General features: G+C 58.5%; 19 protein-coding genes, 2 tRNA genes and 1 pseudogene. 12 read left to right on the plus strand and 10 right to left on the minus strand.

Annotated elements, in window-relative coordinates; all coding sequences use genetic code 11:
- Positions 1-69: 69 nt before the first annotated feature.
- Together ABH909_RS18115 and ABH909_RS18120 are read right to left on the minus strand one after the other, a co-directional pair.
- Positions 70-1,281 carry an MFS transporter gene (locus ABH909_RS18115; protein ID WP_429435720.1) on the minus strand — a complete coding sequence of 404 codons (1,212 nt, stop codon included), beginning with the start codon at positions 1,279-1,281 and terminating at the stop codon, positions 70-72.
- Positions 1,278-2,306, minus strand: coding sequence for an alpha/beta hydrolase (locus ABH909_RS18120; protein WP_429435723.1), 1,029 nt, complete (start codon positions 2,304-2,306; stop codon positions 1,278-1,280). Before ABH909_RS18120 ends, ABH909_RS18115 begins: the two co-directional genes overlap by 4 nt.
- 190 nt (positions 2,307-2,496) lie before the next feature.
- On the opposite strand from ABH909_RS18120, the gene ABH909_RS18125 reads away from it, so the two are divergent.
- Complete coding sequence (locus ABH909_RS18125) at positions 2,497-3,405, plus strand: LysR family transcriptional regulator (protein WP_429435725.1); 909 nt, start codon at positions 2,497-2,499, stop codon at positions 3,403-3,405.
- Between the two features lie 58 nt (positions 3,406-3,463).
- Here ABH909_RS18125 and ABH909_RS18130 read toward each other — a convergent pair.
- From ABH909_RS18130 to ABH909_RS18140, 3 genes are all read right to left on the minus strand, one after another.
- A tRNA-Leu gene (locus ABH909_RS18130) sits at positions 3,464-3,550 on the minus strand.
- Positions 3,551-3,745: 195 nt separating this feature from the next.
- A tRNA-Cys gene (locus ABH909_RS18135) sits at positions 3,746-3,819 on the minus strand.
- A 363-nt stretch (positions 3,820-4,182) separates the two neighbouring features.
- The gene (locus ABH909_RS18140) at positions 4,183-5,088 is read right to left on the minus strand and encodes an AraC family transcriptional regulator (protein ID WP_429435728.1); all 906 of its coding nucleotides are present in this window, start codon (positions 5,086-5,088) and stop codon (positions 4,183-4,185) included.
- Between the two features lie 323 nt (positions 5,089-5,411).
- On the opposite strand from ABH909_RS18140, the gene ABH909_RS18145 reads away from it, so the two are divergent.
- Together ABH909_RS18145 and ABH909_RS18150 are read left to right on the plus strand one after the other, a co-directional pair.
- Positions 5,412-6,722 (plus strand): ABC transporter substrate-binding protein, encoded by a 1,311-nt coding sequence (locus ABH909_RS18145; protein WP_429435730.1) that lies wholly within the window; start codon positions 5,412-5,414, stop codon positions 6,720-6,722.
- Between the two features lie 181 nt (positions 6,723-6,903).
- Positions 6,904-7,677, plus strand: a complete 774-nt coding sequence (locus ABH909_RS18150) for an L-iditol 2-dehydrogenase (RefSeq protein ID WP_429435733.1) — start codon at positions 6,904-6,906, stop codon at positions 7,675-7,677.
- Positions 7,678-7,763: 86 nt separating this feature from the next.
- Here ABH909_RS18150 and ABH909_RS18155 read toward each other — a convergent pair whose 3' ends face one another.
- The 3 genes from ABH909_RS18155 to nirB are packed head-to-tail and all read right to left on the minus strand — an operon-like array spanning position 7,764 to position 11,183.
- Positions 7,764-8,204 (minus strand): CBS domain-containing protein, encoded by a 441-nt coding sequence (locus tag ABH909_RS18155; protein ID WP_008071340.1) that lies wholly within the window; start codon positions 8,202-8,204, stop codon positions 7,764-7,766.
- Between the two features lie 31 nt (positions 8,205-8,235).
- Complete coding sequence (gene nirD / locus ABH909_RS18160) at positions 8,236-8,622, minus strand: nitrite reductase small subunit NirD (protein WP_429435736.1); 387 nt, start codon at positions 8,620-8,622, stop codon at positions 8,236-8,238.
- Positions 8,622-11,183: a nitrite reductase large subunit NirB gene (nirB, locus tag ABH909_RS18165; protein ID WP_429435738.1), complete on the minus strand. Its 2,562-nt coding sequence runs from the start codon at positions 11,181-11,183 to the stop codon at positions 8,622-8,624. The genes nirD and nirB overlap by 1 nt, the downstream gene beginning before the upstream one ends.
- A gap of 479 nt (positions 11,184-11,662) precedes the next feature.
- Here nirB and ABH909_RS18170 point away from each other — a divergent pair.
- The 5 genes and pseudogenes from ABH909_RS18170 to ABH909_RS18190 all read left to right on the plus strand — a co-directional run.
- Positions 11,663-11,758 (plus strand): annotated as a pseudogene (locus ABH909_RS18170) (DUF6124 family protein); the annotation flags it as partial.
- Positions 11,759-12,037: 279 nt separating this feature from the next.
- Positions 12,038-12,643, plus strand: coding sequence for an SCO family protein (locus tag ABH909_RS18175; protein WP_123494776.1), 606 nt, complete (start codon positions 12,038-12,040; stop codon positions 12,641-12,643).
- On the plus strand, positions 12,643-13,116 hold the full coding sequence (locus ABH909_RS18180) for a copper chaperone PCu(A)C (RefSeq protein ID WP_429435741.1): 474 nt from the start codon (positions 12,643-12,645) through the stop codon (positions 13,114-13,116). The genes ABH909_RS18175 and ABH909_RS18180 overlap by 1 nt, the downstream gene beginning before the upstream one ends.
- Before the next feature lie 183 nt (positions 13,117-13,299).
- Complete coding sequence (locus ABH909_RS18185; protein WP_429435744.1) at positions 13,300-14,271, plus strand: TerC family protein; 972 nt, start codon at positions 13,300-13,302, stop codon at positions 14,269-14,271.
- A 246-nt stretch (positions 14,272-14,517) separates the two neighbouring features.
- The gene (locus ABH909_RS18190) at positions 14,518-15,444 is read left to right on the plus strand and encodes a bifunctional 5,10-methylenetetrahydrofolate dehydrogenase/5,10-methenyltetrahydrofolate cyclohydrolase (RefSeq protein WP_429435747.1); all 927 of its coding nucleotides are present in this window, start codon (positions 14,518-14,520) and stop codon (positions 15,442-15,444) included.
- Positions 15,445-15,646: 202 nt separating this feature from the next.
- Here ABH909_RS18190 and ABH909_RS18195 read toward each other — a convergent pair whose 3' ends face one another.
- Complete coding sequence (locus ABH909_RS18195; protein ID WP_429435750.1) at positions 15,647-16,165, minus strand: SgcJ/EcaC family oxidoreductase; 519 nt, start codon at positions 16,163-16,165, stop codon at positions 15,647-15,649.
- A 169-nt stretch (positions 16,166-16,334) separates the two neighbouring features.
- Here ABH909_RS18195 and ABH909_RS18200 point away from each other — a divergent pair, with 169 nt between their 5' ends.
- From ABH909_RS18200 to ABH909_RS18215, 4 genes are read left to right on the plus strand one after another with little or no spacing between them, the layout of a single operon-like run.
- Entirely contained in the window at positions 16,335-17,519 is a 1,185-nt protein-coding gene (locus ABH909_RS18200; protein WP_429435753.1) for a sensor histidine kinase, read from the plus strand.
- On the plus strand, positions 17,516-18,169 hold the full coding sequence (locus ABH909_RS18205; protein WP_429435756.1) for a response regulator: 654 nt from the start codon (positions 17,516-17,518) through the stop codon (positions 18,167-18,169). Before ABH909_RS18200 ends, ABH909_RS18205 begins: the two co-directional genes overlap by 4 nt.
- The gene (locus ABH909_RS18210; RefSeq protein ID WP_429435759.1) at positions 18,166-20,493 is read left to right on the plus strand and encodes an ATP-binding protein; all 2,328 of its coding nucleotides are present in this window, start codon (positions 18,166-18,168) and stop codon (positions 20,491-20,493) included. Before ABH909_RS18205 ends, ABH909_RS18210 begins: the two co-directional genes overlap by 4 nt.
- On the plus strand, positions 20,490-20,954 hold the full coding sequence (locus ABH909_RS18215; protein ID WP_429435762.1) for a response regulator: 465 nt from the start codon (positions 20,490-20,492) through the stop codon (positions 20,952-20,954). Before ABH909_RS18210 ends, ABH909_RS18215 begins: the two co-directional genes overlap by 4 nt.
- Here ABH909_RS18215 and ABH909_RS18220 read toward each other — a convergent pair.
- Positions 20,931-21,848, minus strand: a complete 918-nt coding sequence (locus tag ABH909_RS18220) for an alpha/beta fold hydrolase (RefSeq protein ID WP_429435764.1) — start codon at positions 21,846-21,848, stop codon at positions 20,931-20,933. The two genes, ABH909_RS18215 and ABH909_RS18220, sit on opposite strands and share 24 nt — an antisense overlap.
- Positions 21,849-22,086 lie beyond the last annotated feature (238 nt).

The raw sequence follows: 22,086 nt of genomic DNA on the forward strand, positions 1-22,086 counted from the left end.
CTTGAGCAGTAACGAAGACCTCGATTGTGCATTGCGCATGACTCGCCATGCTCGCCCGTCTCGCGGTGGCTAGCATGGTGAGGTGCGCAGCGCCCGAACCCCTGCCGGATCCGATCGCGACACGAACAGTGCGAGCGCGGCAGCGATCAAAAGAAATACTCCACTTGCGATGAATGTTGCCTGATAGCCAACTCCGTCATATAGCAACCCACCCAATGTCGCACCCAGTGTGATAGCCAACTGAATCACCGCCACCATTAACCCCCCTCCGATTTCGGCATCTTGTGGAAGAATGCGTGACAGCCAGGTGAACCAGCCCACAGGTGCACATGTAGCAATAAGCCCCCAAATACCCAGCAAAACGGCGGTCGCCCACATCGAGCTGCCAAAGACAACCAGAGCCGCAGCAATGCCCGACATCAGGAAAGGAATGATCATCAACACTCGATAAAGACTTCTGTTCAACACCGAGTCGATCACCAGAGTGCCTCCCAATCCGGCCATTCCTATAATCAGCAAGAGCAGGGAAAGTCCGGAAACATCGACGCGAGTCACCAACTCCAGGAACGGACGCAGATAGGTGAATAGCGCGAATTGCCCCATGAACAAAAATGCCACTGCGGCCATGCCTAGGGAGACGTTGGCGTTACCTAACAGCCGAAACACTTGAAGTGCAGAGCCGGACTCATTTTGACCAGGCATCTTCGGCAGTGTGAATGCCTGCCAACAAAGCGCCAGGGCGGCGAGCGGAACCACGCAAAAGAACGCACCTCGCCAGCCGATCAGCCCACCCATGAAACTGCCAAGGGGTGCTGCGACTGCAGTGGCGAGTGCCGTACCACCCTGGATCAAAGCAATGGCTTTCGGTACGAAGCTCTCAGGTGCAATCCGCATCATGACGGCAGTCGACATTGCCCAACTGCCGCCAATAGAGATCCCCAAAATGGCCCGACCAACCATCAATGCCGAGTAATTCGGGGCAAAGGCGACGAGCGTGCCCGAGGCAATCATCAAGGCGGTCAGGAAGAGCAAAACGGGTCTTCGGTCGAGCCGGCGAATGACTGAGGAAATGCAAAGACTGGTGATGACCGCGAAGAGGCCGGAGATGGAAATCGCCTGTCCGGCCTGCCCCTCGGTCAGCGCGAGATCGTTCGCAATCGGCGTGAGCAAGCTCACCGGCAGAAACTCCGAAGTCACCAGAGCGAAGGCGCACAGCGACATCGCCAGGACTGCGCCCCATACCTGTCGACTGGCTGCCTGGGTGGATATGATCAATGTCATCTAAGGTGAGTCAGGAAGAACGAGGCCAGCTTGGAAAACGGGATAAGGCCGACCCGATCATAGAGATCCACGTGGCCCGCACCTCGAATGATGACAAGCTCTTTGGGTTGACCCGCCAGTCGATAAGCCTCTTCACTGAACTCACGCGAGTGAGCATTTTCACCGGCGATGAACAGCATTGGGCGCGGCGAGATCGTCTCGATATCGTTGAAGGGATAGAAATTCATGAACTTGGCATTGCTGGTCAGCGTCGGGTGAGTGGTCAGCAACGGTGACTGTCCTTTGGGGGTGAACTCTCCACGTGGCGTGCGGTAGAAATCGTAGAACTCGCGCTCGATAGGGTTGGATTTTTCCGTCAGCGCATGGACCGTTCCACTGGTGTACCTGGTTTCGCCACCGGTGAACTCGACATAACGCTGCTCAGCGGCAGCGGCGATAGCTTGCTTGCGTTGCTCGACAGTGACGGAGTGCTTCAAGCCGTTTCGGTTGGCCGCGCCCATGTCGTACATGCTGACCGTTGCAATCGCCTTCATCCGAGGGTCGATCTTGGCAGCGCTGATGACAAAGCTCCCGCTGCCACAAATGCCCAGGACACCAATCCGATTCCGATCCACGAACGTCTGTGTGCCAAGGTAATCAACAGCTGCGCTGAAGTCCTCAGCATAGATATCGGGTAAAACCGCATTGCGTGGCTGCCCTTCACTTTCGCCCCAGTACGATAAATCAATGGCAAGGGTCACAAAACCTAGCTCTGCCAGTTTCTGAGCGTACAGGTTCGAACTCTGCTCTTTGACCGCGCCCATGGGATGGCCAATGATGATCGCCGCGCTTTTATTGCCTGCTTTCAAATCCTTGGGAATGAACAGATTCCCTGCCGTTTTCATCTGGTACTGATTTTTGAAGGTCACCTGTTGCATCGTGACCTTCTCACTTTGGTAAAAGTTATCGGCTCCGTTAGACATGTCTGCCCCCAGTGCGGAGAGCGACGCCATCAGAAGGCCGAGCAAAATAACGAGTTTTCTCATGAGTGGCTCCCATCAGTGAATAGATGCTGATCGCCGTAATTGCCGGTCTGAATCAGCGGATTGTACGAGCCCTGCCTGTGACCACAGGTGAGGCTTGTCCTATTCTCTGGGAATGCGTCATGCTTGATAAGCTAATGAAAGCTTCTTGAAGTTATAAGCGCAGCTAATCAATCACGACAGGCCGATTTCGATGCCGCGACATAATCTGAACGACCTTCTAGGCTTTGTGACCGTCGCAAGGGAGGGCAGCTTTACCCGCGCGGCCGCCCACTTGGGTGTCACGCAGTCCGCCCTGAGCCAGACTGTTTCCGCGCTTGAAAAGCGGCTGAAAATTCGCCTGCTTACGCGCACCACGCGTAGCGTCTCACCGACCAGCGCGGGCGAACGCCTGATGCAAGCCATTGGTCACCGGTTCGACGAGATCGAGTCCGAGCTCGATGCTTTGACTGAGCTTCGTGACAAGCCTGCCGGTACGGTACGCATTACCTGCGGCGATTTTGTTCTGAAGACGATCCTCCTTCCGCGACTCACTCCTCTACTCCTTGAATACCCTGACATCAAGGTTGAGTTTGATATCAATTACGGCTTCCGGGACATCGTGGCCGATCGCTTTGATGCAGGCATAAGATTTGGCGACACTGTCGATAAAGACATGATCGCCATTCCAATCGGACCCGAGGTACGGATGGCTGCCGTAGCATCGCCCTCCTATTTCACGCGCAACCGTATGCCGAAGAAACCACAGGATCTGGTGAGTCACGCCTGCATCGACATACGCTATCCCACCCTTGGCGGAGTTGACGCCTGGGAATTCGAAAAACGTGGTCGAAAAATCAACGTGCGTGTGGCTGGCCAAGTCATTGTGAACACCAGCGCACATGTCCCGGCGGCGGCAGTTAACGGCTTGGGAATAGCCTATTTGCCAGAGGAAGAATTTGCCCCGCACCTTGAGGAGGGTCGTTTGGTACGGGTACTGGAGGACTGGTGTCCCTTGTTCCCGGGTTATCACCTGTACTATCCAAGCCGTCGTTTGCCGACTCCAGCTTTCTCGCTGGTCCTGAATGCGTTACGAGGTGAGGATTTGGGAAAAGATTTTTGATTGCGGAAAACGAAATAAGGGCTTGCATGAGGAACCTCACGCAAGCCCTTGATATTCATGGTGCCCGAAGCCGGAATCGAACCGGCACGCCCTTACGAGCGGGGGATTTTAAGTCCCATGCGTCTACCAGTTTCGCCATTCGGGCGGTAGCGCGGTAAAGCGGTCTGAAGACTGACCCATAACAATCTGGCAGTTCTGACGCTTGTGCAACAGAGGGGGAAATATATACATCCCGCCCCGGTGAAGCAAGTTCGCAAAGATCCTTTTCAAGACTAAATCTTGCAGGACTGCGAAAATAAAAAAGCTCCGTAGATCATGGATCTACGGAGCTCGTTTAAAGTGGAGGCCGAAGTCGGAATCGAACCGGCGTAGGTGGATTTGCAATCCACTGCATAACCATTTTGCTATTCGGCCTCAAACATCTGATGTCAGTATCACAACATCAAACGTGTAAACTCGTATCTGGAAACAAGATTCTAATCTAGTATCCAACCCTTTGAAATCTAAGGGGTTTTCGTGTTCCTGAATCAGGAATGGACGCAATTCTGGACTGCTTCGAAAGGCATGTCAAGAACTGGAGGAAAATAATTCGAGATACGCTATCGCCAATACCCGGTCACCCGGTCGCTTTCGAGCCTAACACTTCAGCGCCACAAAAAACGCTGCCTATCGCAAGATGAGTGTCGGCTTTTGTGCCTCAAAAAGATCGCAGCCTTCGGCAGCTCCTACGCGCCTGTGGGCGCCGCCGAAGGCTGCGATCTTTTGATCTTGTGCCCTTTAATGCCTGACCGCCACCACTCTCTGCAACCGCTGCCGATACTGGCTGGGCGTTTCCTGCATTTCATGGCGGAAGTGTCGATTGAAATTCGACAGGTTGGCATAACCCACTTCAAAGCAGATTTCTGCAACGCTGAAACTGCTTTGTGCCAGCAAACGGCAGGCTCGCTGGATCCGCAGTTTGCGTGTCAGGTCGACGAAGGTATGGCCAGTGGCGCGCTTGAAAAACTTGGAGAAGGCCGGTTCGTTCATGTCCAGGCGCTGGGCGATAACGGACATCCGCAGCTCATCCGCGAGATCGTTGAGGATGTAGTCGAAGACAATACTCATGCGCTGGGCCGTCAATGCATCGAGCATCGGCGCATATTGCAGGCTGGCGAGCGTCTGTCGCTCGGTGTCGGGGGCCGATGCCAACAACTGCAGCAACGACAGGAACAGGCACAGCCTCTGTAATCCTTGGCATTGACCGATTTCTTCCAGCAGTCGGGCCGCTTTTTTACGGGTAACGCCATGAAACTGGATGCCCTGGGCCGCCTGACGAAACAGGCTTTGCAATTCGCTGAGTTCGGGGATCTTGTCGCGCAGTTGCATCAACATCTGACCGTCGAACTGCAGCACGACGTCGCGCCCCTCAATCACCTCGCCTTTGCCCAGGTCACTGATCCAGTCGTGAGGCAGGCCTGGACCGATCAGGGCGACGTGGCCGGCCTCGAAAAGGCCGATGTAGTCACCCGCCAATAGCCGGCCACTGCCTTCGCGGATCAGGTGGATCTCGAATTCCGGATGATGATTCCAACGCGCGAGGTCGAAGGGATAGTCATGCTCGTACCAACGAAAGCTGTGCTGGGGCTCGTTCAGAATGACTTCAAGCGCGGGCGGCTTGTCTGCGGTTACGTGATGGTTCATCACCCTGGCGATTCCATTTTTGTTGGTTTTATCAAGGTACCGCGAAGCCCGATAGGAGTCGAAGCTGATTCGAAACTCTACGGCACTGTTATCAGACTCACCCTAAACAGACAGTAATCCTAGCGCGCTATATGGCGGCCACTGATACTTTTTTTCCACTGTCCTGCCCGGTTAAAAAAGTATCAGCAAGGTGTATGCCGTTCATTTGTTCACCACTTGGGTTGCTGTAATCCTGTGGTCATCCCGTTGCGGCTATGACTCGCATCGTGGATTACAACAACAATAAGTGCCTCTGCCGCCCAAGGCGCAGAGCGGAGAACACGATGAAGATCATCCCAAGGGCGTTTTTTTTATCCGCCGGCCTGTCCTCTGCCTTGCTCTGCCAGGCTGCCGAAACGGTGACCATCGCCACGGTGAACAACAGCGACATGATCCGCATGCAGCGGCTGTCCAAAACATTCGAACAGCAGCATCCAGACGTGAAGCTCAACTGGGTGGTGCTTGAAGAGAACGTGTTGCGTCAGCGCCTGACCACTGACATTGCCACTCAGGGCGGTCAATTCGACGTGCTCACCATCGGCACGTACGAAACACCGCTGTGGGGCGCCAAGCATTGGCTGGAACCGATAAAGGATCTGCCCGCCAGCTATGACCTCGAGGATATTTTCCCCTCGGTTCGTCAGGGGTTATCAGTCAATGACACGCTCTATGCCCTGCCGTTTTATGGCGAAAGTACCATCACCTATTACCGAACCGACTTGTTCAAGAACGCCAGCCTGACAATGCCCGAGCACCCGACCTGGACGCAGCTCGGCGAGTTCGCCGGCAAGCTGCACCAACCGGACAAAGAGCAGTATGGAATGTGCCTGCGCGGCAAGGCTGGTTGGGGTGAAAACATGGCGTTGCTGACCACCATGTCCAACGCTTTTGGCGCGCGTTGGTTCAACGAGCAGTGGCAACCACAACTCACCGGGCCGGAATGGACCGCCGCCGCGAACTTCTACGTCAACACCCTCAAGCAGTACGGCCCGCCGGGTGTTTCGAGCAATGGTTTCAACGAGACGCTGGCGTTGTTCAACAGCGGAAAATGCGCGATCTGGGTCGATGCCAGCGTCGCCGGCTCCTTCATTACCGACAAAACCCAAAGCAAAGTGGCCGACAACGTCGGCTTCGTCGCCGCGCCCACGCAAGTCACCGACAAAGGCTCGTCCTGGCTCTATGCCTGGTCGCTGGCCATCCCTGCGACGTCCAAACACAAGGAGGCCGCCAAAGCCTTTGTGACGTGGGCGACCTCCAAGGAATACATCCAACTGGTCGCCGAGAAGGATGGCATCACCAACGTACCGCCGGGCACCCGCATGTCCACCTACAGCGACGCCTACTTGCAGGCTGCGCCCTTCGCCAGTGTCACGCTGAAAATGATGCAGCACGCCGACCCTGCGCACCCCTCAGCCCAACCTGTGCCCTACGTCGGTATCCAGTACGTGACCATTCCTGAGTTCCAGGCTATCGGCACGTCAGTCGGCAAGCTGCTGTCTGCGGCGCTCACCGGGCAGATGCCAGTTGAGCAGGCACTGGCCTCGGCCCAGCAAACCACCGAACGCGAGATGAAGCGCGCTGGTTATCCCAAGTAGCAACGGATTGGCGAAAATCCTTGTGGGAGCGGGCTTGCTCGCGAAGAGGCCGGCACATCCAACATCGATGCCGTCTGACACACCGCCTTCGCGAGCAAGCCCGCTCCCACATAGGTTCTCCGCAGACTTGCCATGCCCTCAACGGGGGCATCTCTTTAGCTCTAACGATTGGATGGGAAAAATGAAACGTTTGGAAGGAAAAAGCGCCCTAATCACCGGTTCTGCCAGAGGCATTGGGAGAACGTTCGCGCAAGCCTATATCCGCGAAGGCGCCACGGTCGCGATCGCAGACATCAACCTGGAACGCGCGCAAGCCACCGCGGCCGAGCTGGGGCCGAATGCCTATGCGGTCGAGATGGACGTGACTGATCAGCAATCCATCGACGGAGCCATCGCTGCGGTCATCGCGACCACAGGCAAGCTCGATATCCTGATCAACAACGCCGCCCTGTTTGATCTCGCGCCGATTACCGAGATTTCTCGCGACAGCTACGAACGGCTGTTCTCGATCAACGTTTCCGGCACCCTGTTCACGCTACAGGCCGCGGCCAAACAGATGATCCGCCAGGGGCATGGCGGCAAGATCATCAACATGGCCAGTCAGGCCGGTCGACGGGGTGAAGCGCTTGTCGCGGTGTATTGCGCAACCAAAGCCGCGGTGATCAGCCTCACGCAATCGGCCGGCCTCAATCTCATTCCCCATCACATCAACGTGAACGCCATCGCGCCGGGCGTGGTGGACGGTGAGCATTGGGATGGTGTCGATGCGCTGTTCGCCAAATATGAAAACCGCCCGCTCGGGGAAAAGAAGAGGCTGGCGGGTCAGGAAGTGCCCTACGGACGCATGGGCACGGCAGAAGATCTTGTCGGCATGGCGATCTTCCTGGCATCAAACGAGAGTGAGTATGTCGTGGCGCAAACCTATAACGTCGATGGCGGCAACTGGATGAGCTGACGAGTATTGAACCCGAATTAAAGCCCGTACCGAACAGGCCATGTCTACTGCACCGTAGACATGGCCTGCTCGTTCCCGTCCGGCCCTCAATGCCCGCGAATGTAGTGCTCCAGTTGCCGAATCAAATCGGCCTGCTCGACGATGGCTTCCTTGACCAGATCGCCAATCGACAGCAGCCCGATCAGTTCACCGCTCTCCAGTACCGGCAGATGGCGCAAATGACTGTCGGTCATGACTGCCATGCAGCGCTCGATGCTCTGCTGACTGTCGGCGGTCACCACCGGCGCGCTCATGATCTCGCGCACCGGTGTACCGACCGAAGAACGGCCCTGTAGCACCACTTTGCGCGCATAGTCGCGCTCGCTGATGACGCCGACCACCTGCCCGTCTTCGATGACGGGTAACGCGCCGACGTTTTTCTCGGCCATCATTTTCAGGGCGTCGAGGACCATCTGGTCCGGCGCGATGCTGTGCACCTGCTGGTTTTGCACGACTTTCAGTTTGAGCAACTGTGCGGCTGTCTTCATCAACGTTCTCCGATACGGTTCAGGGCGACAGTCAAGCCGCCGCGACTTCCACGACGCCGGCGTTCAGGCGCACCGGCCATACGCGCAGGCGTTGCTCCGGGTATTCCAGGCAACTGCCGTCCTCAAGACGGAAATGCTGCTTGTAGATCGGCGACGCCACCACCAGATCACCCTTGAGGCTGCCGATCAGTCCGCGGCCGATGACGTTCGCGCCGGATTGCGGATCATGGTTGTCGATGGCATAGAGGGTGCGACCTTCGGCCTGCGGCAGGTAGAACAGCGCCACCTGCGCGCCGTCGAGCCAGACGACGACGCCTGAGTTGCTGACCAGATCCTGCTGGCTGCACACCGCTTGCCAGGCTTGAGCATTGGCGGCCGTGGCAAGGGCGTTGACACGCTGGGTAGTGGACTGATTCATCAGGCATTCTCCTCGGTGACAGGGATAAGGTTGAGTTCGGCGGCCATGATCGGCCGGCGTTGACCGCGTTCCTGAACAAAATGGATGTCCGGGTCCGGGCGTTTATCGTTGACGAAGGTGCGGAAGCGCTTGAGTTTTTCCGGGTCTTTGAGGGCGTTGGCCCATTCGCATTCGTAGCGGTTGACCACCAGTTGCATCTGCGATTCGAGTTCTGCGCCGAGCCCCAGGCTGTCGTTGATGACCACGTCCTTGAGGTAATCCAGGCCGCCCTCCAGGCTTTCGCGCCAGACCGAGGTGCGCTGCAATTTATCGGCGGTGCGGATGTAGAACATCAGGAAGCGGTCGATGTAGCGGATCAGGGTTTCATCGTCCAGGTCAGTGGCGAACAACTCGGCATGACGCGGACGCATGCCGCCATTACCGGCCACGTAGAGGTTCCAGCCGTTCTCGGTGGCGATCACACCCACGTCCTTGCTTTGCGCCTCGGCACATTCTCGGGTGCAACCGGAGACGGCGAACTTGAGCTTGTGCGGTGAGCGCAGGCCTTTGTAGCGATCCTCGAGGGTCAAGGCCATTTTCACGCTGTCCTGCACGCCGTAGCGACACCAGGTGCTGCCCACGCAAGACTTCACCGTGCGGGTCGATTTGCCGTAGGCATGCCCGGTTTCGAAACCGGCCTCAATCAACTCGGACCAGATGTCCGGCAACTGATGCAACTGCGCGCCGAACAAGTCGATCCGTTGGCCGCCGGTGATTTTGGTGTAGAGGTCGTATTTCTTCGCCACCACGCCAATCGCGATCAGCTTGTCGGCCGTGATCTCGCCCCCGGCGATACGCGGCACCACCGAATAGGTGCCGTTTTTCTGCATGTTGGCCATGAAGGTGTCGTTGGTGTCCTGCAACGGCACCAGCGAGGCGTCCATGATCGGCTGGTTCCAGCACGAGGCGAGGATCGAGCCCACCGCCGGTTTGCACACGTCGCACCCGGTATGACCGCGACCGTGCTTGGCCAGCAGTTCTTCGAAGGTGATCACCCCTTCTACCCGCACCAGCGCATAAAGCTCCTGGCGGGTGTAGGCGAAGTGTTCACACAGGCTCTTGTCGACACTGACGCCACGGGCAATCAATTCATGCTCGAACACTTGCTTGAGCAGCCCCGCGCAACCACCGCAACCGGTGCAGGCCTTGGTCTGCGACTTGAGCAGGCCCAGGTCGGTGCAGCCACCGTCGATGGCCGAGCAGATCGAGCCCTTGGTGACGTTATGGCACGAGCAAACGGTCGCCGACTCGGGCAGCGCGCCCGGGCCCAAGGTTGGCGCGCCGGTGGACGACGGCAGAATCAGGCTGGCAGGTTCCGACGGCAAGGCAATGCCGTTCTGCATGTATTGCAGCAAGGTGTCGTAGTAGCTGTTGTCGCCCACCAGCACCGCGCCGAGCACACGTTTGCTGTCAGCATCCACCACCAGGCGACGGTAGCTGGCTGTGGCTTCATCGATGAACTGATAGCTGCGCGCACCCGGCGTCTGGGCGTGAGCATCGCCGATGGAGCCGACGTCAACACCGAGCAGCTTGAGCTTGGTCGACATGTCGGCGCCCTGGAACGGCTCCGCCACTTGATTGCACAGCAGCGACGCGACGCCACGGGCCATCTGATAACCGGGAGCGACCAGACCGAAGAGGCTGCCATTCCAGGCGGCGCACTCGCCAATCGCATAGATATTCGGATCGCTGGTCAGGCATTGGTCATCAATCACCACGCCACCACGCGGCCCGATGTCCAGTGCGCATTGGCGGGCCAGCGCGTCTTGCGCGCGGATGCCAGCGGAGAACACGATCAGGTCGGCTTCAAGAAATTCGTCATTGGCAAAATTCATCCGGTAGCGGTACTGCTCGCCGGCACTGATCGACTGTGTGCCACGGGACAAGTGCACACCCACACCGAGCCGCTCGATTTGCGCCTTCAGCGCCAGGCCACCCTGCTCGTCCAGCTGCACTGGCATCAGGCGTGGGGCAAATTCCACCACATGCGCTTCCAGACCCAGGCTTTTCAGGGCGTTGGCGGCTTCCAGACCAAGCAGGCCTCCGCCGACTACTACGCCGCGCCGGGCATTGGCCGCCGCGGCACGAATCGCGTCGAGGTCTTCGAGGGTGCGATAGACCAGGCGCGAGTCACCTTCCGCACCTTCAATAGGCGGCACAAACGGATAAGAACCGGTGGCCAGAACCAGTTTGTCGTACGCGACGCAACCTTGTGCGGTGATCACCTGACGGCGGTCACGGTCGATTTCCAGCACCGGCACGCCCAAATGCAGAGTGACACCCGGCGTCTGGTACAGAGAGGCTTCACCCAGGGCCAGCGACTCGGCATCGCGACCACCGAAATACTCGGACAGATGCACCCGGTCGTAGGCGCGCATCGGCTCTTCGCTGAAGACATGCAGCCGGTAATGGTCGAGGGCGCCGCGCTCGATGAGCTGCTCGACACAATGATGTCCGACCATGCCATTGCCGATCACGATCAGTGTTTGCAGTTTGTTCAACGCGGCAACATTGGAATTCATAGTAAGCACCCAGCCAAAGCCAATCACGGTTAAAAAAAGCAAAAAAAACGCCTGAAACCTCTCGGTTTCAGGCGTCTTTGCCTGTTCTTCGCGGTGTTCGACCTGGCGCCTTCGCCGGATCCACCGATGTTGCCCACGACCTGCTCGGCCGGTCGATCTTCGTTGATCGACGGGGCTGCCCATCTGTTATCGATGGACCTGAGGGGAACGATGCAGCCTTTGTGCCAGTCTGCAGTTTATGATTTCCTCAGTGTTGGAAAATCGACCATCTGAACGATGGAAGAATGCGATGAAGACCGCGATCCAGGCGGGTCTCATCAGGCGAGAGTCAACTTTGCAGGTCTGCGCGAGCGGCTAGGAAAATGGTGGAATTGGAGGAAGGAATAGCTCAGGAAACCGCTTCGCACTGGTGCACGTTGTCAGGCCTGCTCTTTAAAAGTGCATTCAGCTACGTTCTATTTGGGCTTGAGCAATGCCAGGAGTCGCGCTACGCCCTGCTGGGCATTTCAAACAGCATCATGGTGGCGGAGATCACTGCGAACCGAGTACTGGATCACACTAATACGCCTGAGTAGGTATGGGCTGTTGTGGTGAGTGAATTACTGACGCTGGGTTGTGCAGTGATCCTTTTTTTGGGGCCGCTGCGCGACCCAGCGGGAGCAAGCTCCCTCGCCACAGGTTTCTCGGTGTTTGTTCCCAGTAGCGTATCCCGAAGCCGCGACCTTTTGGCGCATGACCGGCGGGCCATCGATTGAGCGCCATAGCGCAACAGTTTGTTAACATCCGTGCGCTTTTTTTCGTCTGATTGATCAGCCACTGTAGATTCCCGGTCGCTACACAGGATGCTTTTTTCCATGAGTACGTTGTATACCCGTCGCACGGTCCTGCAAGGCATGAGCCTGTTGAGCCTTGGCCTGCTCGCCGGCTGCGATGACAGCAGCAAGCTGTCATTCAAGTACGGCAAGGACCTCAGCGACAAGATCATGGGGCGTACCTTCAAACTCAAGGACGCCCAGGGCGAAACCCGGATGCTGGGCAGCTATCGGGGCCTGATGCCGATGGTTTTTTTCGGTTTCACCCAATGTCCGGCGGTCTGCCCGACGACGCTGGCCCGTGCGGCACAGGCGAAAAAACTGATGGGCCGCGATGGCGAACGCCTGCAAGTGATCTTCATCACCCTGGACCCCGAGCGCGATACGCCGCAAATGCTCGACGCCTACGTCAAAGCCTTCGATCCAAGTTTCGAGGCGCTGTACGGCTCGCTGGAAGAAACCGCCGCCACCGCCAAGGAGTTCGGTGTGTTCTTTGAAAAGATCCCCAGCGGCTCGACCTATACCCTCTCCCACACCGCGACCAGCTTCGTTTTCGACTCCCGAGGCACTTTGCGCCTGGGGCTGTCCGCGTCCCTTACCGCTCAAGAGTGTGCAGAAGACCTGCTCACCGTCATGGAGGTCTGCTGATGACTTCGATCTACGCACCACGTATTAAACAGCTGACCCTGGGCCTTTTCCTGATCGGCATGGCCTGGCAGGTGTCCGCTCAAACCCAGGTGAACGACGCTTGGGTTCGCGCGACGGTGGCCGGCCAGAATTCGACCGGCGCCTTCATGACCCTGCAGGCCGACAGCGACAGCAAATTGCTCAGCGTGCAGTCGCCAGTCGCGAATACCGTGCAAATTCACCAATCCAGCATGAAAGACGATGTGATGAGCATGAGCCAGGTCAAGTCCGTCGCGCTGCCGGCCGGCAAACCGGTGAGCTTTGATCCCCATGGCTACCACATCATGCTGATGGACCTGACGACTCAGGTTAAGGAAGGCGACAAAGTGCCGCTGACCCTGACCGTGGAAAACGCCAAGGGCGAAAAAGAGACGATCAAGGTTGACGCCGAGACTCGGGCGCTCGGCATGCAGGATCACAGCAAGATGCATTGAGAGGCTCAACCCGGCCTGTCTGATCGTCGGGGTTGCGGTGGTGTTCGGCTCGCGCTGAGAATTATCAGCAATACTTCGTAAATAACGAATTATTGGTAAAGAATATTCGATTTTTCTTCGCTGCAATCTCCCCGCTAGCATGACTCCGTCGACTCCAGAATAAGTCCAGACAAGGAGAACGACATGCAACCCTTGAACATCGGTGAACTCTGGATGTGGGTCGCCTTCATTGTCTTTGTCGTCGCCATGCTGGCGGTGGATCTGTTTGTCTTCGGCGGGCGCAAAGCGCATCGGGTATCGGTGCGCGAGGCGTCGTGTTGGGTGATTGCGTGGTGTGCACTAACGCTGACCTTCGCCGGATTGCTCTGGTGGTACTTGCAGGGCGAGTTCGGACCGGAGATTGCGCGACGCAAAACCCTGGAATTCTTCACGGGCTATTTGATCGAACAGTCGCTGTCGATCGACAACATGTTTGTCTTCGTGATGATTTTCAGCTACTTCGCCGTACCTGCGGAGTTACAGCGTCGAGTGTTGCTGTACGGTGTGCTCGGGGCCATCGTGATGCGTGGGGTGATGATTCTCGCGGGTGTGTGGCTGGTGTCGCAATTTGCGTGGTTGTTATATGCGTTCGGTGTGTTCCTGATCATCACTGGAATCAAAATGCTGGCATTCGCCCGTCAGCGGCCTGATCTCGATAAAAATCCCTTATTGCGTTGGATGCACGGCCGTCTGCGCGTCACCGACGAGTTTCATGGCGATCACTTCTTTGTGATGAAAGAGGGTCGGCACTGGGCGACGCCAATGTTTCTGGTACTGGTGCTGATCGAGGCCAGCGATCTGATGTTTGCAGTCGACAGCATCCCGGCAATCTTCGCCATTACCACCGACCCGTTCATCGTGTTCACCTCGAACATCTTCGCGATCATGGGCCTGCGCGCCCTGTACTTTTTGCTGGCCGACATGGCTGACCGTTTCCATCTGCTCAAATACGGTTTGGCGATCGTACTGGTGTTTATCGGCGCCAAAATGACGCTGATACCGTGGCTTCACATGCCAATCGAATGGTCGCTGGCTGTTGTCGGCGGGATCATTCTGACTTCGGTGCTGTTGAGTTTGATCCTGACCCGCAAGGAGGATCAAATACGCTCTCTGTAGGAGCTGCCGCAGGCTGCGATCTTTTATCGATAACGAAGATCAAGATCAAAAGATCGCAGCCTTCGGCAGCTCCTACAGATTGCCCACGATCCCTTGCCTGTCTTATCTTCCGGTGTTGCGGTGGCATTCGCCTGCCCTCAACTGGTAGCCTGAGCCCCCTTGCCTGCATGTCTCTGATGAATCATCGTCGCGCAAAGACGCCGCGATGATCACTGCCCCCTTTTAAATCAGACAACGGTGACTCTTTTGACCAGCAGCACCCCCGCATTTGCCCGTGACATTGACGGCAAAGCCATTTCCGCCCAGGTTCTCGACGAGGTCCGGGAAGAGGTTCAGGCCCTGGCCGGCCAGCAAATCTATCCCGCCCTTGCGGTCCTGTTGGTCGGTGACGACCCGGCAAGCCATGTTTATGTGCGCAACAAACTGCTGCGCGCCAAGGAAGTCGGTATCCGCTCCCTTGAATACCGCCTGCCGGAAACCGCCAGCCAGACCCAGGTTCTGGAACTGATTGCTCAACTCAACGCCGATCCCACGGTGACCGGCATCCTGGTGCAATTGCCTTTGCCGGCCTCTATCGATGAGCAGGCGGTGATTCATGCCATCGACCCGATCAAGGACGTCGACGGTTTTCATCGGGAAAACGTCGGTGGGCTGGTGCAAGGCATGGAGGTCCTGACCCCGTGCACGCCCAGTGGCTGCATGCGCCTGCTGCATGAGACCTGCGGGGATGACCTGAGCGGCTTGCACGCGGTGGTCATCGGCCGTTCGAACATTGTCGGCAAACCGATGGCGACCTTGTTGTTGCAGGCCAACTGCTCGGTCAGCGTGGTGCATTCGCGCAGCGTCGACGCCCCGGCATTGTGCCGGTTGGCGGATATCGTGGTTGCGGCGGTGGGCCGGCCAGAGTTGATCGATGCCAGTTGGCTCAAACCCGGTGCGGTGGTGATCGATGTCGGTATCAACCGCATTGCCAGCGAATCCGGCGATCGTCTGGTGGGCGATGTCGATTACGCCAGCGCCCGCACCGTCGCCCGGGCGATCACCCCGGTACCGGGTGGCGTCGGGCCGATGACCATTGCCTATCTGCTGAAAAACACTTTGATCGCCAGCCAGTTGCAACGCGCCGCACAGGCCCGCGGGCAGCAGCCTGTGGACGACTTGGCGTTGAACTGAGTACAACGCACGCGGCCCACTTCAAGGTAGGCCGTGTCGGTAATGCCAGTCAGGCGCGGAACCTGTGGGAGCGAACTGTGGCGAGGGGGCTTGCCCCCGTTGGGCCGCGCAGCGGCCCCAAGACCTGCGAGCGCTACGCACTCGAACGGGGGCAAGCCCCCTCGCCACACAAGCCCGCTCCCACAGGGATTGTGCTTGGCCGTTACTTCCCGGCGTGCAGCACCTGCGCTTGCGGCATCGCCGAAGAGTGGTGGTTGAGAATCTTCCACTGCCCGCCAACCTGTTCATAGACGAAGGTGTAGCGCGCCTGCACCTGACGAGTCTTGCCATCGGCCTCGGTCAGGAAAAAGGTGTAGACGCCGCTGTCCATCGCCACATTGGCGCCCAATGGACGGATCTCACGGAAGTTGATCTGGCCCACCGGCTTGAGCGCCATGAAGTGATCGAAGTAGTCCTTGATCTGTGCCGGCGTGGTGCGCACTTTGTTGGAAACCGTCGGCTGCAGCACGGCATTCGGCGCGTACAGGTCGACCACGCTCTGCACATTGCCGCTCTTCAACGCGCTATTCCATTGATCAAACAGCGCGGCGATTTCACGATCCTTCGCGTTACCGGGCTGTTCGGCCACGCTGCTGTAGACGTACGGCACTGCCTCCAATGCCTGGGCCAACGGAGCGGTCAGGGCGAACAACAGGGCGATGGTTGAGGTCTTGAATTTCATTGCGCTATTCCAAGGGTGGTCGATGGCCACACTGTGCCGCTCGAAACGTCATCCGCCATCGGCCAACCGGAGTCATTTGCCTATGCCATTCGGCAGATAGCGCCCTGCCCCGTCAACAAGGTTTAATGACGCCCCAGCCCGAACGGGCGTGCCCGCCGGAATCTGCCCCATGCAAAACCCTGATCATGACCCCGGTAGCGCCCTGGCCATTCGCACCCAGTATCGGCAAGCGCAAAGTCGCGCCGCGCGACTGCGGTTGCTGGTGGATACCGGCCAGGAATTGACGCAACTGGCCCCTGAGGCCATGCGTCAACGGGTGCTGCAACGGGCCTGCGCCTTCCTCGCGATGGACCACGCGTTACTGCTGGAATGGGACGTAGAGGCGCAGGTCAAGACCACCGCCAGTCACGGTAGCCGTGATCGTTTACACAGCCTCGAGAGCCTCGCCGATACCGCGATGTGCGCCCCGCAATGGCAGGAGCAACCGAACGCGGTCCTGCCCAATGTGCTGCGAGTGCCGTTGCGCGGCGGCGATGGCGCGGCCTTCGGTGCGTTGGTGCTGGCCAACAGTGTCAGCATCAGTGCACCGGACACCGAGGACGTCGAATCCCTGCAATTGCTCGCCACCCTGCTGGCCGCGCACCTGGAAAACCAGCGGTTGCTGGATGCACTGGTGGCCCGCGAGCGCACCATGTCCGATCTGGTGCATCGGTTGTTCAGGGCACAGGAAGACGAACGCAAACGCATGGCTTACGACCTGCACGACGGCCTGGCGCAAACCCTCGCCGGGCTGCATCAGCGCCTGCAAGGTTTTGCCGGCCGTTGCCCGCCACTGCCCGACGAACTCGGCGCAGACTTACAGACGATTCTTGCATTGGCCCAACACTGCGTGGGTGAAGGCCGGCAATTGATCAGCGGCCTGCGCCCGACGGTACTCGATGACTTTGGCTTGCTGAAGGCGGTCGACAAAGAAGCGGATCGCCTGCGCGAGGCCGGGATCAAAGTGAACTGGAATGGGCGTTGCGAAGCGCGTTTGCCCAGCCAGGTGGAAATCGCCCTGTTCCGGATCGCCCAGGAAGGCATCAACAATATTCTCAAACATGCGCAGGCCAGCCACGTCGTCCTCGCGCTGGAACTGCACGAAGGACTGGCCTCGCTACGGCTGGACGACAACGGCAAAGGTTTTGCTCTGGAACAACGACTCGTCACCTGTGGCGCCCGGCACCTGGGGCTCGCGGCGATGAAGGAACGCGCAAGCCTGCTGGGCGGCGATTTCACTTGCGTCAGCCATGTGCATGGCGGGACGCAACTGCGCGCCACCGTACCTTCCGACCTCAATGGAACAGCTCAATGACTGAAGTTTTACGTTTGGTTCTGGCGGACGATCATGAGGTCACCCGAACCGGCTTCGTTGCGCTGCTGGCCGGCCATCCGCAATTCGAAGTGGTCGGCCAGGCCCGCGATGGTCAGGAAGCGGTGGACGCGTGCGAACGTCTGTTACCCGACATCGTCATCCTCGACATTCGCATGCCCGTGCTCAATGGGCTAGGCGCGGCGCGAATTCTTCAGCAGCGCCTGCCGGGCCTCAAAGTGGTGATCTTCACCATGGACGACAGCCCGGATCACCTGGAAGCGGCGATGAATGCCGGCGCCGTGGGTTACCTGCTCAAAGACGCCAGCCGCAATGAAGTGATCGACGCCCTGCAACGCGTCGCCGCGGGCGAGGAAGCCCTCAATAGCGCCGTCAGCGCCCGCCTGCTGCGGCGCATGACCGAACGCAACGCCAGTGGCGTCGTGCCTGCCGAAACCTTGACCGCCCGGGAACGTCAGGTTCTCGGGTTGGTGGCCAGCGGTTTCAGCAATCGTGAAATCGGCGAAGAACTCGGCATCACCACGGGCACGGCCAAAGCCCACGTGGAACGGGTCATCGGTAAACTCGGCGCCGCCGACCGAACCCAGGCGGCCGTTCGTGGCATGGCCCTCGGGCTGGTGCTCCAGTCATGAAGGTTTCAAATGCTCGACGCTGGGCCGATCTGCCGTTACGCGGCAAAGCCCTCGTGGTGATTTCCCTGCCGTTGGTGATCCTGTTGCTCTCGCTGGTGCTGATTTACATCACCGAGCGTCAGACCGCACGCGCGGAAGAGGACGTACGTCGCGTGCTGCTGGTGCAAGGCGACATTCAGGCCGTGCACACCCTGCTCGCCGAGGCCGCCGCCAGTGTGCGCGGTTATCTGCTGACTCGTCGCGAGGATTTCCTGCCGGGTTATCGACAAGCCAAGCCTTTGATCGAATCGGCCCTGCACCGGCTCGACAGCAACGTTCGCGATGAACGGGTGCGCAGACATCTGGCGGTCATCACGCCACTGATCGAGACCAAGGTCGAGGGTCTGGTTGAACTGCTCAATGATCGCAGCGCCACACCCGAGTCGATTACCACCATCCTGATCAATAACAAGCACGTCCTCGACGAATTGCGTGAACGCATCAGCGCCATGCGTACCCTTGAAGACACGTTGCTGGCCGAGCGCACCGCAGCCGCGGCTTCCACCCGACAGCGGTTGTTGTTCTCCACCCTGCTGGCCGCGGCGTGCGGGTTGTTTGGCGCCATCGTGGCGGTGCTGTTTCTGTCCAAGGGCATTGTCGCCCGGGTCAAACAGGTCCAGGGCAACGCACAACGGCTGGCACTCGGTCAGCCGTTACTGCCGCAACCGCCGGAAAATGACGAGATTGGTCAATTGGGCACACGCCTGGTCGAAGCCGGGTTGTTGCTGGCTGAACGTGAACGGGCGTTGCGCGACAACGAAGAGCGTCTCCGGCTGATCATCGACGGCGTGAAGGACTACGGTATTTTCGCCCTCGACACCCAGGGCTTCGTCACCAGTTGGAATGCGGGCGCCGAACGGATCAAGGGCTACACCGAACAGGAAATCGTCGGCCAGCATTTTTCGGTGTTTTATCTGTCGCAAGAATGTCCGCAGCATCCCGACATGGCGCTGCGCGAGGCCACTCGCGACGGTCATTACATGGAAGAGGCCTGGCGTTGCCGCAAGGATGGCAGCCGCTTCTGGGCCAGCGTGGTGATTACCGCGCAATACGACAACAGTGGTGCCCTGCGCGGATTTTCCAAGATCACCCGCGACATCAGCGATCGCCGCGTGGCCGAGATAGCACTGAGCACCGCACGGGAAGAAGCCGAACGCGCCAGCCGCGCCAAAAGCGAGTTCCTGTCGCGCATGAGCCACGAATTGCGTACCCCGCTCAACTCCATTCTCGGCTTCGCACAACTGTTGGACATGGACTCATCCAAAGGTCAGCGGGCACAGATCGGTCATATCTTGCGGGCCGGACAACACCTGCTGACCTTGATCAACGAAGTGCTGGACATCGCCAAGATCGAAGCCGGGCGCCTGCCGCTCAATGTTGAAGCAGTGCCCCTGGCGGCGGTGCTACAAGAAGCCCTGACACTGGTTTCCCCCATGGCCTGCGACGCCGGCATTCAGTTGGTTGAGCTGCCGATGCTGGCCGCCGACAGCGGAATCGTCGCCGATCGGCAACGCCTGGTTCAGGTGCTGCTCAACTTGCTATCCAACGCGATCAAATACAACCGGCCCCAGGGCCAGGTGCACATCGAAGTCAGGGTTATTCAACAGCGAATTGCGGTGTCGGTCTGTGACACCGGCAAGGGCATTGCGGCCGATCGACTGGAACAACTGTTCAAGCCGTTCGAGCGTCTGGAGACCGATCCGAACGTGGAAGGCACCGGCCTGGGCCTGGCCTTGAGCAAGAGTTTGCTGGAAATGATGAACGGCAGCCTGACCGTCAAAAGCCAACCCGGCGAAGGCGCCAGTTTCACCCTGGAGCTGCCCTTCGCGCGCCTGCAGCCAGTCACCGAGCCACCGGTTGCACGAATCAGCCCCCCAACGGTCACGGCCGCCCTCGCCGCGCCCGATTACCAGGGCAAAGTCCTGTGCATCGAAGACAATCTCTCCAGCCTTGCCCTGATCGAAACCCTGCTGCAACGGCGACCGCACATCCAGTTGCTCTCAAGTATGCAGGGGCAAATGGGTCTGGACCTGGCCCGTCAACATGCGCCACAGCTGATTTTGCTCGACGTGGCACTGCCGGATCTGGATGGTTTCAATGTGCTGCAACGCTTGCGTCAGTCTTCCATCACCCGTGCCATTCCCGTGTTGATGATCACCGCCGATGCCAGCGACCTCACGCATCTGGCATTGCTGGAAGCGGGAGCGACGGCGGTGCTGACCAAGCCGATTCACATCCCTTCATTTCTCGCCCATCTTGACCAGCATCTACCGGAGCCCGTGTGAACACCGACCTGCGCATTCTGATCATCGACGACCAGCGGCCCAACCTCGACTTGATGGAACAGTTGCTTGTCCGCGAAGGGCTGACCAACGTACTGAGCAGCACTCAGCCGCTGCGAACCCTGGACCTGTTCAACAGCTTCGAGCCTGACCTGGTGATTCTCGACCTGCACATGCCAGAGTTCGACGGCTTTGCCGTACTGGAACAACTCAACCGGCGCATCCCGACCGGCGAGTACCTGCCAATCCTTGTGCTCACCGCTGACGCCACGCGCGATACCCGCCTGCGCGCGCTGGCTCTGGGCGCCAAAGACTTCATCAGCAAGCCACTGGACGCCCTGGAAACCATGCTGCGCATCTGGAACCTGCTCGAGACCCGCGCGCTGTATAAAGCCTTGCGTACCTTGGTCCCGGCGGATCAGATCGAGTTGCTGCGTCAGTTAAAGCCGCACCCAGTTGGCTGACTGAAGAGGCGGAATCACCGACGCTTTGCTACTGAACGTCAAGTCTCGGGGCTGGCTCGGTATTTTGGCGATCGGCTGCAGGAAGCCCAGCAAGGCCTGCTGGGTGTCAGTCCAGGCCGTCGGGTGTTCCATATCGAGGAAGTGCCCGGCGTTCTTGATGGTCTGAAATTGAGCCTGAGGGTTATGCGCAGCAAAAAAACGGGCATCTTCCACCGAGGTGTACTCATCCCGTTCGCCGTTGATAAACAGCAACGGAACTTCGATGGCGTCGGCACAGGAAACGTAGCAATGGGTGTCCTGAGTCAGCACTTCGTTGACGTGAAAGTGCATCTGCCGGTATTCGTGTTCGTCCAGGCTGCTGACATGGCGTTCGTTGAAACGCTTGAACAGCGACGGCAGATGCTTGCCGATCGTGCTGTTGATCAAGCGCGCGACATTGCGCCGGTCACAGGCCTGCAGAAAGTGCCGACCACTCTCCAGATAGTCGCGCATCGGCGTATTGATTCGCGCCGCGAATGAACTGATCACCGCTTTTTCAATTCGTTGTGGGTGCTGGGCCAGCGCCAGCAAAGTCGCCGCGCCGCCCCAGGAAAAGGACAGCACATGCTGCGCGCGAAAGTGCTCGATTAACTCCAGCAATATTTCGGCTTCGTCTTCCTTGCGGATCGGCTGGTCATGCTGGTTGTGGTGTTTCGATTGACCGGCGTAGGGCTGATCGTAGAGGACTACGTTGAAGCGTGGCCGCAGGTAGCGCACGGTCTGGGCAAAAGAGGCGGTCGTTGCCAGCGAGCCGTTGACCAGAATAATGGTCTTGTCGGCGGTGGCGTTGAGGTAATGCTCGGTATAAACCTTGTACTTCTTACCAATCTGGACAATCGCGGTTTTCAACGTCATTTCATTCTATTCCTTGAACAAATTGGGCCAGACACACAGCTTGATTGACCGTCCGGCTTCCTCCGGGCAAGCCTGACAGCACAAACCAGCGACAACGGTACAAGGGCGCTGAGATGAACGCCATGACCAATAAGTCACAAACCGACCAGCGGTTCAGTCCGGCTGGGATTCTTCCGTTTGCAAGCACGCACATTCGAGCCCTGACGCACTGCTGACATCCGCCTATGATTGCTCACTG

Origin of the sequence: Pseudomonas sp. BS3782 TE3695 (assembly GCF_050435305.1) — a bacterium.
GTDB lineage: Bacteria > Pseudomonadota > Gammaproteobacteria > Pseudomonadales > Pseudomonadaceae > Aquipseudomonas.